The sequence below is a fragment of the Ruegeria sp. O11 genome (assembly GCF_056535285.1).
In genome coordinates this window covers 387004-400795 of sequence record NZ_JBQERS010000001.1, presented here as the reverse complement: position 1 = coordinate 400795, position 13792 = coordinate 387004, and the positions used below count along the sequence as shown (strand labels likewise).

General features: G+C 56.8%; 13 protein-coding genes. 10 read left to right on the top strand and 3 right to left on the bottom strand.

Annotated elements, in window-relative coordinates:
• Positions 1–15: 15 nt before the first annotated feature.
• Positions 16–1239, bottom strand: coding sequence for a cytochrome P450 (locus ACRZ91_RS02010; RefSeq protein ID WP_170770563.1), 1224 nt, complete (start codon positions 1237–1239; stop codon positions 16–18).
• A gap of 91 nt (positions 1240–1330) precedes the next feature.
• Here ACRZ91_RS02010 and ACRZ91_RS02005 point away from each other — a divergent pair, with 91 nt between their 5' ends.
• Positions 1331–1678, top strand: a complete 348-nt coding sequence (locus tag ACRZ91_RS02005) for a TfoX/Sxy family protein (RefSeq protein ID WP_480902201.1) — start codon at positions 1331–1333, stop codon at positions 1676–1678.
• A 59-nt stretch (positions 1679–1737) separates the two neighbouring features.
• Here the strand turns inward: ACRZ91_RS02005 and ndk are convergent, their stop codons facing one another.
• Together ndk and ACRZ91_RS01995 are read right to left on the bottom strand one after the other, a co-directional pair.
• Entirely contained in the window at positions 1738–2160 is a 423-nt protein-coding gene (gene ndk, locus ACRZ91_RS02000; protein ID WP_008757405.1) for a nucleoside-diphosphate kinase, read from the bottom strand.
• 104 nt (positions 2161–2264) lie between these two features.
• Positions 2265–3467 (bottom strand): multidrug effflux MFS transporter, encoded by a 1203-nt coding sequence (locus ACRZ91_RS01995; protein ID WP_480902198.1) that lies wholly within the window; start codon positions 3465–3467, stop codon positions 2265–2267.
• A 105-nt stretch (positions 3468–3572) separates the two neighbouring features.
• On the opposite strand from ACRZ91_RS01995, the gene ACRZ91_RS01990 reads away from it, so the two are divergent.
• The 9 genes from ACRZ91_RS01990 (at position 3573) to ACRZ91_RS01950 (ending at position 13789) form a co-directional block, all read left to right on the top strand.
• Positions 3573–5426 carry an ABC-F family ATP-binding cassette domain-containing protein gene (locus ACRZ91_RS01990; protein WP_480902195.1) on the top strand — a complete coding sequence of 618 codons (1854 nt, stop codon included), beginning with the start codon at positions 3573–3575 and terminating at the stop codon, positions 5424–5426.
• Positions 5423–6043 carry a MarC family protein gene (locus tag ACRZ91_RS01985; protein ID WP_170539242.1) on the top strand — a complete coding sequence of 207 codons (621 nt, stop codon included), beginning with the start codon at positions 5423–5425 and terminating at the stop codon, positions 6041–6043. Before ACRZ91_RS01990 ends, ACRZ91_RS01985 begins: the two co-directional genes overlap by 4 nt.
• A 41-nt stretch (positions 6044–6084) precedes the next feature.
• The gene (locus tag ACRZ91_RS01980) at positions 6085–6666 is read left to right on the top strand and encodes a retropepsin-like aspartic protease family protein (RefSeq protein ID WP_010439569.1); all 582 of its coding nucleotides are present in this window, start codon (positions 6085–6087) and stop codon (positions 6664–6666) included.
• Between the two features lie 49 nt (positions 6667–6715).
• Complete coding sequence (locus ACRZ91_RS01975; protein WP_480902192.1) at positions 6716–7342, top strand: ImuA family protein; 627 nt, start codon at positions 6716–6718, stop codon at positions 7340–7342.
• A 43-nt stretch (positions 7343–7385) separates the two neighbouring features.
• Positions 7386–8600 (top strand): MFS transporter, encoded by a 1215-nt coding sequence (locus ACRZ91_RS01970; RefSeq protein ID WP_480902190.1) that lies wholly within the window; start codon positions 7386–7388, stop codon positions 8598–8600.
• Positions 8597–9193, top strand: coding sequence for a YceI family protein (locus ACRZ91_RS01965; protein WP_480902187.1), 597 nt, complete (start codon positions 8597–8599; stop codon positions 9191–9193). Before ACRZ91_RS01970 ends, ACRZ91_RS01965 begins: the two co-directional genes overlap by 4 nt.
• Positions 9194–9273: 80 nt before the next feature.
• Positions 9274–10497, top strand: a complete 1224-nt coding sequence (locus tag ACRZ91_RS01960; RefSeq protein ID WP_010439558.1) for an MFS transporter — start codon at positions 9274–9276, stop codon at positions 10495–10497.
• A gap of 102 nt (positions 10498–10599) precedes the next feature.
• Positions 10600–12318, top strand: a complete 1719-nt coding sequence (gene metG / locus ACRZ91_RS01955; RefSeq protein WP_480902184.1) for a methionine--tRNA ligase — start codon at positions 10600–10602, stop codon at positions 12316–12318.
• A 292-nt stretch (positions 12319–12610) separates the two neighbouring features.
• Complete coding sequence (locus tag ACRZ91_RS01950; RefSeq protein ID WP_480650905.1) at positions 12611–13789, top strand: efflux RND transporter periplasmic adaptor subunit; 1179 nt, start codon at positions 12611–12613, stop codon at positions 13787–13789.
• Positions 13790–13792 lie beyond the last annotated feature (3 nt).

Here is a 13792-nt window from a genome sequence, read left to right as displayed (position 1 = left end):
GGCATTGTGAAATAACTAAAGAATCGCAGGGAGAGAGGCGTACCCATGAAAGCGAATGCGGCCACCTCGAACCCTAGGTTCCTGAACTTGGTAATCCGGAAACCGGTTCAGCAATCGCCCTAGCGCCACGCGACCTTCAAGCCGCGCAAGGGTCAGGCCAACGCAGACATGCGGACCACCTGCGAACGCCAGATGCCGGTTCGGCTTGCGTGTGATGTCAAAACGCGTGGCGTCGGGAAATACCTCAGGATCGCGGTTCGCCGCACCGATACAGAGGTGCAGGTTCGTTCCTTTGGCGATCTGATGTCCCCCGATCTCAACCTCTGCCGTGGTTTCCCTGTTGCCAAACTGATTGGGGGACCGAAAGCGCAAGACCTCCTCGACTGTCGAAGCGATCAGGTCAGGATTATCCAGCAGGCGTTTGCGTTGTTCCGGGTGGTCGTTCAGCAATGCCAACCCATTGCCGATCAGATTGGTGGTGGTCTCATGGCCGGCGTTCAGGATGAAGATGCAATTCTGTAACAGCTCAATTTCGCTTAATTTTTCATCTGCGCCCTCACCTCGGATCAGGCGGGTCAAAACATCAATCTCAGGATCACCCGGTTTTGCACGGCGACGGGCAACGAGGTCCTGAAGGTAGGCTTTGAACTCACGTACCGCGCTGTGGCCTATTTCCAGCTGAGTGTCCGTCAAAGCGGGCTCCAAAGCACCAAGGATAGCCAAAGACCAATCCCTTAGCGGTGCACGTTCATCCATTGGGACGTCCAGCAGATTGCCAATGATCTGGATCGGAATCGTCGATGCAAAATCCTCAATCAGATCCACCTGTGCTTTGCCTTCCATGTCGTCGAGCAATACATCAACAGTTTCGATCAAACCCGGCTCCATCCGCGCAATTGCGCGCGGCGTCAGGGCCGAGGTCATGATTTTGCGCACCCGTGTGTGGAGCGGCGGGTCAGAGAACACCAGCGACGTTGTGTGATGCTCGAACAACGGCGAACCAACTCCAAATTTAGGACCAAACGCCGCCTCTTTGTCCGAAGAATAGAGCGTCGTGTTGCGATAAATCGCATCCAGATCTGCATGACGAGACAACAGTACGGAACCATCTGGTTGACGCAGTATCGGTGCGTATTCGAGCAAAGCATCGTAAAAGGGAAATGGGTCATCGACAAACCCCTCGGGCGGGTTTGTCAGGTCTAGATTTTGCGCAAGATTCTTTAGGCTTATGTCGTTCATGCTTCGCTCCCCTGACGTTTGGGTAGCGGAATAGACTACAGCAAACAACCTTGTCGGATGACAGGCCACGTCGGACCGGATAAGACAAGGCATGTCTGACCCGATTTCATCAATCCGCAATCTTGGCCCAGCGTTCGAACAGGCCTGCGCACGGGCGGGAATTATGACAGCTCAGGAGTTGCGCGATCTTGGTGCTGATGAGGCATATGCTCGCCTGTTGCAGGCTGGAACCCGCCCGCATTTCATCGGCTACTATGTCTTAGTCATGGGCTTGCAAGGACGCCCATGGAATGACTGTAAAGGCGAGGAAAAGAGGGCATTGCGTGAACGGTTCGATGCGATCAAGGCCAGCACCAGTCGGGCGCCTGAAAGCCAGTTGATTTCAGATCTGGATGCCGTTGGAGTGCGTGTAACGGCAAGTGACCTCAATCCTGTCTAAGCAACAAAGAAGGCCGCGCCCAACAAGGGCACGGCCTAACACTTTGATCTGACGAAAGATTAGCCGACCAGCTCGATGCCCGAGAAGAAGTAGGCGATCTCAACCGCAGCAGTTTCCGGAGCGTCCGAACCGTGGACCGAGTTTTCGCCAACCGACTCGGCGAACTCGGCGCGGATGGTGCCGGGGGCCGCATCAGCGGGGTTGGTCGCACCCATAACTTCACGGTTCTTCGCAATTGCGCCTTCGCCTTCCAGAACCTGGACAACAACCGGTGCCGACGACATGAATTCGCACAGTTCGTCATAGAACGGACGCTCAGCATGGACGTCGTAGAACTTGCCTGCTTGGGCTTTGGTCATGTGGATGCGCTTTTGCGCAACGATGCGCAGGCCAGCTTCTTCAAACTTGGCATTGATCTTGCCAGTCAGATTGCGGCGGGTTGCATCGGGCTTGATGATCGAGAATGTGCGTTCCAGTGCCATGTTGGCCTCTCCTTAACTTTAGGGCGCGCGACCCGCGCCGAAATCCATCGCGCGCCGCCTAGCATGGTATTTGCCTCATGAAAAGCGTTATGATCGTTTATCGTTCAGATCGCCTCAGGCAGTGGGTCGGTACGATCCAACCGTCGGACATAGAGCACTGCCAGCAATCCAACAAAGCCGCTGGCGCACATCATGCTCAATACAAGAAAAGGCCCGTTTTCAGGGCTCACAAAAGTCCCGGTCATCATGGTCAAGACTGCACCCAGTGCCACGATCAGTGCGCCTGACAGGCCGGCAGCACTGCCTGCCAGTTTCGGGCGTACCGACATGACGCCAGCCGAGGCATTTGCATTGGTCAGACCATTTCCGAAACCAACGCAGATGGCGGAACCGAAAAATACCCAGACCGAGCCCATGTTGCCGATGAACAGCAACAGCCCGCAGAACGGTCCGACCGACGCCACGATCCGACCGAATAGGATCATTGTGGTGAGTCGAGTGCGCTTTGCGATGCGCCCGGTGACAAAATTGCCGACCATAAAACCGCCCGTGATGATCCCGATCCCAAGGCCCAGCATGGCGGGGCTGAGATCAAACCAGGCCGCAGCGACCAGCGGTGCGCCGGTGATGAAACTGAAAAAACCGCCGATAGAGAACGCAGCGCATAAGGCGTAGCCCCAGAACCTGCGGGCGCGAAACAGATGAGGGTATTCGCGCAGTTGCGCGGCGAAGGTTGAGGATCGGTTGGTGTTGGTTTCACCCATGTCGAACCACAACAGCAGCAGTACCCCTGCTCCAAGAAACGAATACATTACGAACCCGGCGCGCCAACCGAACAGCATGTCCAGCGCACCGCCCAGCATCGGTCCAAGCATCGGTGCCAGCGCCATCGCCATCGCGACGTAGCCCAGTTTGCTGGCTGCTTCATTTGGGGGATATCGGTCGCGGATCGAAGCGCTCGACAGAACTGGCCCGGCCACCACCGCCGCCTGAACCATCCGAAATGTAAGGAATGCCCAGATCGAGTCTGCCAGCACACATCCAATCGATGCAGCTACAAATATGGCCATCGCGATCAGCAATACCGGCCTGCGTCCGTAGCGATCCGATAGCGGTCCGACGATCAATTGCAAGACCGCCGAGACACATAGATACCCGGCCACGGATACGTTCATCAGGCCATAATCCACGCCGAAATCTTCGCTCATATGCGCCAGCGACGGCAGGAACATGTTCAATGTCAGAACTGATAGCGCCGTCGCAAAAATCAGCGTTATCAGGGTCGGAGGAGTTTGAGCCGGACGCATATCGAAACCGTTTGGAAGACGAACCGGAACAGCGCTAACACATTGCTTCTGGCTTGAACATGGTGACCTCTGGCGGCGTCTTGGATGCTCTGATAAGAGCGCGTCATGCTACGGATTGAGAACATAAATTATGCCGTTGAAGGTCGTCCCCTGTTCGACGGGGCCAGTGCGACCATTCCCGACGGCCACAAGGTCGGCCTTGTCGGGCGCAATGGTACCGGAAAGACGACGCTCTTCCGGTTGATCCGTGGTGAGCTGTCGCTGGAATCAGGCAATATCTCGTTACCGAAACGCGCGCGGATCGGCGGCGTGGCGCAGGAGGTGCCGTCGTCGAATGTCTCGCTGATCAACACCGTTCTGGCAGCGGATGTCGAACGAAGTTCATTGATGGCCGAAGCTGACAACGCGACCGACCCGGATCGGATTGCTGAAATCCAGACCCGGCTGACTGATATCGACGCTTGGTCGGCTGAAGCGCGCGCGGCCTCGATCCTCAAAGGACTGGGCTTTGACGATGAAGATCAGCTGAAGCCCTGTTCGGATTTCTCGGGTGGGTGGCGCATGCGGGTGGCGCTGGCCGCGGTGCTATTTTCGCAGCCAGATCTGCTGCTGCTGGACGAACCGACCAACTATCTGGACCTCGAAGGTGCGCTGTGGCTGGAAAGCTATCTGGCGAAATACCCGCATACTGTCATCATCATCAGCCACGACCGTGGGCTTCTAAATCGTGCGGTGGGCTCAATTCTGCATCTCGAAGACCGCAAGCTGACCTATTACGCGGTTCCCTACGACAAGTTTGCCGAACGCCGCGCCGAACGTCTGGCGCAAGCCGAATCCGAAAATGCCAAAGCCAAGGCACGCATCGCACATCTGCAAAGTTTCGTGGATCGTTTCCGTTACAAAGCGTCAAAGGCCGTACAGGCCCAATCTCGCCTCAAAATGATTGAGCGCATCCAGCTGGTCTCAACCCCACAAGAGGCAGCTTTGCGCGCCTTTTCCTTCCCCGAGCCGGAAGAGCTGTCGCCCCCGATCATCCAGCTTGAAGGAGGCGTGACCGGTTATGGTGAGACCGAGGTTCTGCGACGACTGAACCTACGCATTGATCAGGACGATCGCATCGCTTTGCTGGGCAAGAACGGTCAAGGCAAGTCGACCCTTTCGAAACTGCTGTCCGACCGACTGCCCCTGATGGCGGGAAAAATGACCCGCAGTTCCAAGCTGCGCATCGGCTATTTCGCACAGCATCAGGTGGATGAGCTGCATGTGGACGAAACGCCTTTGGATCACCTGCGCCGCCTGCGCCCGAATGAGGCACCCGGCAAGTGGCGCTCGCGCCTGGCGGGGTTCGGGTTGAATTCGGATCAGGCGGAAACGCTGGTCGGTCGTCTGTCAGGTGGGCAAAAGGCGCGTTTGTCGCTGCTGATCGCTACGATAGATGCGCCGCATATGCTGATCCTCGACGAACCGACCAACCACTTGGACATCGAAAGCCGCGAGGCGTTGATTGAGGCGCTGACAGCCTATTCCGGCGCGGTTATCTTGGTCAGCCACGACATGCATCTACTGTCGCTTGTCGCTGACCGGCTATGGCTGGTCTCGGATAGCACCGTGAAGCCCTTCGACGGCGACCTTGAGGCCTATCGCGCCCTTCTGCTGGCCCGCGACAAGTCTGTTAAAGAGAAACCGCAAACCGCCAAACCCAAACGAGCATCGCGCGAGACGGTATTGGCCCTGCGCGCGGATCTGCGCAAATGCGAGGACCGGGTCGAGAAGTTGGCGGATATGCACGATAAACTCTCGTCAAAGCTGGCAGATCCGGCGCTTTATGAAGATGATCGGATCAACGATCTGGAAACCTGGAACCGCAAGTTCGCCGAGGTGGTCGAGGCCATGCAAAAGGCTGAGGCCCTTTGGGTTGCCGCCGCAGAACGCTTGGAACAGGCAGAGAGCGCAGCATGATCGACATGGCCTTTTTCATAACTGCTTTCACCACGATGTTCGTGGTGATCGACCCGTTCGGCACTACGCCGGTCTTTGTTGCTTTGACACAGGACATGGATGCCGCAACGCGCCGTAAGATTGCCATTCGCAGTTGCTTGACCGCCGTTTTCATCCTGATCGCCTTTGCCGCGTTTGGTGAGGCGGTTCTGGGCTTTATTGGTATCTCGATGCCTGCGTTCAAAGTGGCCGGCGGCGCATTGTTGTTCCTGACCGCGCTCGACATGCTGTTCGAGCGGCGCAACAAGCGGCGCGAGAACCGTGCGGAAGAGGAAGAGCATCCTGACCCGTCGGTGTTCCCATTGGCCATTCCTCTGATCGCCGGACCAGGCTCGATCGCAACTATCATTCTGTTGGCCGGACAGAACCCCGGCATTCAAGGGATCGCAGCCGCCTGTGCCGTCATGCTGGGCGTCATGCTGGTTGTTTTTGTGTTCTTTCTGGCCGGAGGTCTGATTGCTCGCATCTTGGGCAAAACCGGGTTGAACGTACTGACACGGCTGCTGGGTATGCTGCTGGCCGCACTATCGGTTCAGTTCATTCTAGATGGCCTTAAAGCCTTTGGTTTCGCCTCCTGAGGCACCATATTGGCATCAGACAACTGTATTCGGGTGATTGAATGGATGGCGAAGATTTTGGGCGATTGACCTATCTGGTTCTGCTGGGAGCCGCCCTGTTGATGTGGTTTTTCACTCAGAACCGCCAGTCATTGGGCAAAACCATGCAGCAGGTCGCGGCCTGGGTATTTATCTTTATCGGCGTTATTGCCGTAGTCGGACTGTGGGATGACATCCGTTCGACCGTCAGCCCTACCCCACAACTGACCGTGACCGATCAGAGGATCGAAGTGCCCCGCTCGTATGATGGACACTACTATTTGCCGATGCTTGTGAATGGCAAAGCCGTGACCTTTCTGGTCGATACCGGGGCCAGCAATATCGTCATTAGTCCGAAAGATGCCGAGCGAATTGGAATCGATACGGATCAATTGAATTATCTTGGTCGTGCATCGACGGCCAATGGCATCGTGCGGACAGCTCCGGTTCGGCTGGACAGCCTGTCCCTGGGCCCGATCACGGATCGCAATATCCCAGCCTCGATCAATGAGGGCGATCTGGATCAATCGCTGCTGGGGATGGAATATCTGCATCGGTTCTCGAATATCCAGTTTGCTGACGGACGCCTGATTTTGTCGCGCTGACGGCAATCCTCAATTGAGAACAAATTGGGAACATGCTAGTTTGATAAGCATGTCCACCCATCTTCTTGGCCGCAAGCCCGCGCGCACCCCGCCCGGGGTGGCCCTGCACCCACAGATCAGCCTGCAACTGGCCCGTGTGCACGAGGCCTGCGGCCCTGCCCGGCGCAGTTTTGCCCTGTGGGTGGCGGGGCAAACTCAGGGTCCGGTAATGTGGATTGCCCCGGCATGGGAGGTCCTCCAGCTGCATCCCGAAGGCATGTTACCTTTTGCCGACCCGTCCCAGTTTCTGCTGATCCGCCCTGATAAACCCGAAGACCTATTGTGGTGCATGGAAGAAGCCTTGCGCAGTGGTGCCGCGCCCGTGGTTATCGGCGACCTGCCCGGCCCGCCGGGTCTGACCCCTGTTCGGCGGTTGCATCTGGCCGCCGAACAGGGTGGCACATCGGGTCAGGCCCCTCTGGGACTGTTGCTGACACCTGACGATGGCGGCGCGCAGGGGATCGAGACGCGCTGGCATATGGAGCCGACTTATCGGGACGAGGCCTGCAGTTGGCGCCTGACCCGCCGCCGTGCCCGCGCCCTGCCCCCGGCCAGTTGGCACGTGACGCGGACGGCCCCACATTTCGGCCTGCAGTTACAACAGATCAAAACCGAAGACGCACCCACGTTCACATAACTTGTGACTGGTCAAAGCAGAACTTGCACCCTAGCGTGCCCGCATGACACATCCGATCCATGACAGCCAATACTCCTGGCTTCGCCTGCTGATCACTCTGGCGATCGCAACGGTGGTCAATGTGGGTATGTGGGCTGTGGTTGTCGTGATGCCCGCCATCGAGGCCGATTTTGGAGCAGGCAGAGCTGCCGCATCGATGCCCTATACGCTCACCATGATCGGTTTTGCCTTTGGCAACATGTGGCTTGGCAAGCTGGTGGATAATCTGGGCGTGACAAAGGCTCTGATCGGGGCCGCCCTCTTAAGCGCATTAAGCTATTTGCTGGCCACCCTTGCACCGAACATTGCCCTCCTTTCAGTCGCGCATCTGTTGCTGGGTCTTGGAACATCGATCGGGTTTGGACCACTGATCGCCGATATCTCGCATTGGTTCATGCGCAGGCGCGGGATTGCCGTGGCGCTGGTGGCCAGCGGCAACTATCTGTCAGGTGCAATCTGGCCCACGCTGTTATCGGGCATTCTACAGCGCGAAGGATGGCAACAGGTTTACCTGAGCCTCGCCCTCATCACATTGGTCGTTGTCATACCCCTGTCACTGCTCTTGCGTCGCCAAGTTCCGGTCGAAGCGCACAGCACCGCAGCAGCAGCAGCACAGATCAAGGCTCAGAGCGTCGGCTTTTCACCCCGCGCCCTGCAATACATCCTCGGGCTGGCTGGTATCGGCTGCTGCGTGGCAATGTCGATGCCACAGGTCCATATCGTGTCCTATTGCATCGGCCTCGGCTACGGCCCAGCGGTCGGGGCTGAAATGCTGTCACTGATGCTACTGGGAGGAGTGGTCAGCCGAATAATCTCGGGGCTGGTTGCGGACCAATTGGGTGGACTTTCCACACTGCTGATCGGCTCGACCCTGCAATGTATCGCATTGTTCCTGTTTCTGCCCTACGACGGAATGGTTTCGCTATACGTTGTCAGCATGCTGTTTGGATTGGCGCAGGGTGGTATCGTTCCCAGCTATGCTTTGGTTGTGCGCGAATACATGCCGCCACAAGAGGCCGGCGCGCGCGTCGGCTTAGTCTTGATGATGACCATTCTGGGCATGGCACTGGGCGGCTGGATGTCCGGCTGGATCTACGATGTAACCGGCAACTATCAACTCGCCTTTATCAACGGCATCGTATGGAATGGCATGAACATCGCGATCCTGCTGATGCTCTTGAAACGCTCAAGGCCACGCGGCGACACAGCATTGGCATGACCGACCTCACGCGCCGCACACTCATCGCTGGCCTTGCGGCTCTACCGTTCGCGCGCGACGCTCATGCAGCACTCACCCCATACGTTCTGGCAACTGCGCGCAGCTCGGTCGAATTTACCTACACTCTGTCTGGCACAGCACAAACAGGGACGATGCCAGTTCAGTCGGCGCAGATTTTAATCGACACGAGACGCCTTCAAAACAGTAGGGTCGATGTTGCGATGGACGTGGCCCGAGCTCGTACGAAATTACCCTTTGCGCGCGGTCCGATGTTAGGCAGCAGCGTGTTGAACGCCGCCCGATATCCAACCATTCGGTTCGTCACGACCAATATTCAACTTGGACCCACTGGTCGCATCTCGGAAGGCGCGACTGTAACGGGGGATCTGACAGTGCGTGATGTAACCCGTCCCGTAACGCTGAAGGCTGATCTTTATCGAAGACCAGGCAGCGCAGTGGATGATCTGGACATCCTGTTCATAAAGTTGGTGGGCGCGCTTAATCGGCACGAATTTGGTGCCTCAGGCTATCCTGATCTGGTACAGCCAATGATTGGTTTAAACATCCGAGCCGAAATCATTCGACAGGATTAGCCAAGGAACGCCAAAAAACGACGCTAAGGTGTCGAATAGACACGCGCAATTCGTGACAATAAAGACAAGCTGCCCCCATCATGCGTACGATCATTTCATTTGCCGCACTTTTTCTTTCGGTGATACTATTGCAATTGTCGACCGGCGGTGTCGGGCCATTGGATGCGATCTCGGGCCTGACACTGAACTTTTCGACAGAACAAATAGGTCTGTTGGGCTCTTCGCATTTCCTCGGCTTTTTCATTGGCTGCTGGTGGGCACCGCGCCTGATGGGAAGCGTCGGACACTCGCGCGCATTTGCCGTTTGCACCGCCTTGGGTGCCATGGGGCTGTTGGGACACACGCTGACCGAGAACCCCTATGTTTGGGCCATCCTACGGATCGCGTCGGGCACTTGCGTTGCCGGGTGCTACACGGTGATTGAGGCGTGGCTAAATGCAAAGGTCACAAATGAATCACGTGGACGTGTGATGGGAAGCTATCGCATCGCGGATCTGGGCGCCTCGCTCTGCGCGCAGTTGATCATCGCGGTTCTGCCTCCGGCATCCTATGTTTCATATAATCTTCTGGCCATTTTATGCTGCGCATCTCTACTGCCTTTGACCTTAACACGCGCGAGCCAACCCAAAACCCCGGACGCACCACGCTTACGGCCCCGGCTGGCGTGGCAAAACTCACCGCTTGCGGTGGCCGGAGTGATCGTCGCAGCCCTAAGCTCGGCCTCATTTCGAATGGTCGGCCCTGTGTACGGTCAGGAGGTGGGGCTGGCTGTAGATCAGATTGCGTTCTTTCTGGCCTCATTCGTTCTGGGCGGCGCACTGGCGCAGTACCCGCTGGGCTGGCTGGCCGACAAATATGACCGACGCTGGGTGTTGATCTGGTTATCGGCAGCAGCGGTCTTAAGTTGCGGCATCACAATGTTGGCCAGCGGAACCGGCACTGTCGGCGTCATGCTGACAGCCGGTTTTTTCGGCCTGACCACATTCCCGATCTTCTCGGTTTCATCAGCCCATGCGAATGACTTTGCCACTACCGAACAACGCGTAGAACTGGCCGCAGCACTGATGTTCTGGTACGCACTGGGCGCGATTGCCTCACCATACATCTCATCCACGTTGATCCAGCAGTTCGGCCCTGGCGCCCTATTTGCCTTCGTGGCTCTGGGTCATGCATTCCTGATCGTGTTTGGCCTTGCCCGCATGCGCTCGCGCCCAACGCCCGACGAACGGACAAATTACGTCTATGCGCCGCGTACTTCGTTTACGATTGGCAGATTGCTGAAAGGTTCGCGTGAAAAGCACTAAGCGCGATTTCAGTGTGAATTACACAGAGTCGCAAAACCCGGCCTTTTGCTAACCGCCGACATACTGTAGACGGGCGCGCAGACAGTTATCTGGAAACGCAAAATGGCTCGGATTCTCATCACCTCGGCGATCCCTTATATCAACGGGATCAAACACCTCGGCAATCTGGTCGGCTCGCAGTTGCCCGCCGATCTTTACGCGCGCTATCTGCGTGGTCGGGGGAATGAGGTCATGTTCCTGTGCGCAACCGACGAACACGGCACCCCTGCGGAACTGGCTGCGGCGAAAGCGGGCAAACCCGTCGCGGAATACTGCGCCGATATGTATGCGGTGCAGGCAGACATCGCCAAACGCTTTGGTCTGAGTTTTGACCACTTTGGCCGTTCATCCAGCGATCAGAACCGTAACCTGACCCAGCACTTCGCAGGCAAACTGGATGAGGCCGGGCTGATCCGTGAGGTCAGCGAGAAGCAGGTTTATTCAAACGCCGACGGCAGGTTTCTACCTGACCGTTATATCGAGGGCACATGCCCCAATTGCGGTTATGATCGCGCGCGTGGTGATCAGTGCGAGAATTGCACCAAGCAGTTGGACCCGACCGACCTGATCGAGCCCCGCTCAGCAATTTCCGGTTCGACGGATTTAGAGGTACGCGAGACCAAACATCTCTATCTGCGCCAATCCGCTATGAAGGATCAGTTGGATGCGTGGATTGACAGCAAGTCAGACTGGCCAATCCTGACCACCTCGATTGCCAAGAAATGGTTGCATGATGGCGACGGTCTGCAGGACCGCGGCATCACCCGCGATCTGGATTGGGGTGTGCCGGTTAAGAAAGGCGATCTGGACTGGCCTGGAATGGAAGGCAAGGTCTTCTACGTCTGGTTCGACGCGCCCATCGAATACATCGCCTGCGCAAAGGAATGGGCGGATGCCAACGGTAAGTCCGATGCCGAGTGGGAACGCTGGTGGCGCACCGACAAAGGCGCAGATGACGTGCGTTACGTCCAGTTCATGGGCAAAGACAACGTGCCGTTCCACACGCTCAGCTTCCCGGCTACCATTCTGGGATCGGGCGAGCCGTGGAAGATGGTCGATCACCTGAAATCATTCAACTATCTGAACTATGACGGCGGCCAATTCTCAACCTCACAAGGGCGCGGCGTGTTCATGGATCAGGCGCTGGAGCTTCTGCCTGCCGACTACTGGCGCTGGTGGCTTTTGAGCCATGCGCCGGAAAGCAGCGACAGCGAATTCACCTGGGAAAACTTCCAGCAATCGGTCAACAAGGACCTCGCTGACGTTCTGGGCAACTTTGTCAGCCGGATCACCAAGTTCTGCCGCTCCAAGTTCGGTGAGGCCGTTCCGGGTGATTGTGAATATGGTGAGCATGAGCAAACGCTTATCGCAGAACTGACCCGACGCATCCGCGCCTATGAAGGCCACATGGAAGCAATGGAAGTGCGTAAATCTGCGCAGGAGTTGCGGGCGATCTGGGTCGCAGGCAACGAATACCTGCAGGCCGCGGCCCCCTGGTCAACTTTCAAGGAAGACCCGGCGCTGGCTGCGGTTCAAGTCAGGCTGGGGCTGAACTTGATCCGACTCTATGCGGTTCTGAGCGCGCCGTTTATTCCTGAAACTTCGGCAAAAATGCTTAGCGCGATGAACACGCTGGACACCAGCTGGCCTGATGACGTCGACGCCGCACTGCGTGCCCTACCCGCAGGCCACGACTTCACGGTTCCCGATGTGCTGTTCGCCAAGGTGACCGATGAGCAACGTGAAGACTGGCAGAATCGCTTCGCCGGGACGCGTAAGTAACAACAAATCTTCATCTGTGAATGAAGCGGCAGAGGGCTGAGCAATCCTCTGTCGTGTTTTATTCAGGGGACCCACCGGCCCTAAAAGATGCCCTTTCCTCTGCAAATCTGCTGTTGACGCAAGCTAAGTCCGCCAATTGGAAAGAAATTTTTTACCATCTGAACTTAGCAGGAAGTCTCAACATGCTTGAGAAACTGCGCCAAACCCGCCATCCTGCCTGAAACATCACTCGACTCGTCCGCGCATATCTGATGCCCGGGCGCATTATCTTTAGTTTGAACGAGGCGCCATCATGTCCTTTGCATTTAAAAAGCCCACATACCGCCGCCGCGGATATTTCAGGACAATAGGCGCATCTCTCGGTGTAATCGCATGGTCCATCCTTCCGCACTCAGTTATGGCACAGGATCAGTCAGACGCCCCCGCGCCAAAAGTCTCGATCGCGGCGGCCTATACAGAAGAGATTACTGATCAGGCGACGTTTATTGGGCGGGCCGAGGCCATCGACAAGGTCGACATCGTCGCGCGCGTCAGCGGATTTCTGGACAGTCAGAACGTAGATGACGGCGCCCCCGTGTCTAAAGATGACCTGCTGTTCACGATCGAACCAGACCTTTACCAAGCAACTCTGGAGGCGCGCAAAGCTGATCTTGACCGCGCTCAGGCCAACCTTGAACTGGCCAAAGTCGATCTGGCGCGAAAAGAAGAACTGTACAAGCGAGACGCCACACCCGAGTCCGAACGTGATATCGCACGTGCCAACGAATTGGTTGCGGAAGCCGAAGTAAAAGCTGCGAATGCGGCCATCCAGCAGGCCGAACTTGATCTCAGCTACACCCAGATTCACGCGCCATTTTCTGGTCGGATCGGTCGGGTCGAAATTAGTGTTGGCGACGTCGTCGGCCCCAATAATCCGCCCCTCGTCACGCTAGTTAGCGAAGCCCCCATCTACGTGAATTTTTCATTGAACGAGAAACAGTTCACCTCGGTTCTTGAACAAATTGGTGAAGATCCAGCGACCCTGGCAGAAAGCAACAAAAGTCCAAACGTCCATGTGACCTTGCCGAATGGAACCGTACTGGACGAGACAGGCGAAATCATTTTTGTAGATAACCGCATTGACCCGTTGACCGGTGCGATCACCCTCACAGCACAGTTCGAAAATGCCAAACGTCTGCTTGTCGATGGCGCGTTCGTAAACGTCCAAATCGATGCTTTGGAGCCAACGCTGCAGGTCTTAATCCCTCAAGCGGCCCTGCAACGTGACCAACGCGGGGAATTCGTTTTGGTCGTCAATGACAAACAAATGGTCGAGCAGCGCTACATCACAACCGGAGACCCCGTCGACTCGGCCATTATCGTAACGGATGGTCTGCGTGAGGGCGAAAGTGTGATCGTCGAAGGCCTGCAGCGCGTTCGTCCCGGCGTCGCCGTCGATGCCGTTGTCGCCTCTGAGCAGCCAGGAGAATAACAG

What these genes read in the sequence shown, in the direction of transcription:
- ACRZ91_RS01985 (WP_170539242.1), top strand. Translation starts at nt 5,423, where the DNA reads ATGATCGACATGGCCTTTTTCATAACTGCTTTCACCACGATGTTCGTG.
- metG (WP_480902184.1), top strand. Translation starts at nt 10,600, where the DNA reads ATGGCTCGGATTCTCATCACCTCGGCGATCCCTTATATCAACGGGATC.
- ACRZ91_RS02005 (WP_480902201.1), top strand. Translation starts at nt 1,331, where the DNA reads ATGTCTGACCCGATTTCATCAATCCGCAATCTTGGCCCAGCGTTCGAA.
- ACRZ91_RS01975 (WP_480902192.1), top strand. Translation starts at nt 6,716, where the DNA reads ATGTCCACCCATCTTCTTGGCCGCAAGCCCGCGCGCACCCCGCCCGGG.
- ACRZ91_RS01995 (WP_480902198.1), bottom strand. Translation starts at nt 3,467, where the DNA reads ATGCGTCCGGCTCAAACTCCTCCGACCCTGATAACGCTGATTTTTGCG.
- ACRZ91_RS01970 (WP_480902190.1), top strand. Translation starts at nt 7,386, where the DNA reads ATGACACATCCGATCCATGACAGCCAATACTCCTGGCTTCGCCTGCTG.
- ACRZ91_RS01950 (WP_480650905.1), top strand. Translation starts at nt 12,611, where the DNA reads ATGTCCTTTGCATTTAAAAAGCCCACATACCGCCGCCGCGGATATTTC.
- ACRZ91_RS01960 (WP_010439558.1), top strand. Translation starts at nt 9,274, where the DNA reads ATGCGTACGATCATTTCATTTGCCGCACTTTTTCTTTCGGTGATACTA.
- ACRZ91_RS01965 (WP_480902187.1), top strand. Translation starts at nt 8,597, where the DNA reads ATGACCGACCTCACGCGCCGCACACTCATCGCTGGCCTTGCGGCTCTA.
- ACRZ91_RS02010 (WP_170770563.1), bottom strand. Translation starts at nt 1,239, where the DNA reads ATGAACGACATAAGCCTAAAGAATCTTGCGCAAAATCTAGACCTGACA.
- ACRZ91_RS01980 (WP_010439569.1), top strand. Translation starts at nt 6,085, where the DNA reads ATGGATGGCGAAGATTTTGGGCGATTGACCTATCTGGTTCTGCTGGGA.
- ndk (WP_008757405.1), bottom strand. Translation starts at nt 2,160, where the DNA reads ATGGCACTGGAACGCACATTCTCGATCATCAAGCCCGATGCAACCCGC.
- ACRZ91_RS01990 (WP_480902195.1), top strand. Translation starts at nt 3,573, where the DNA reads ATGCTACGGATTGAGAACATAAATTATGCCGTTGAAGGTCGTCCCCTG.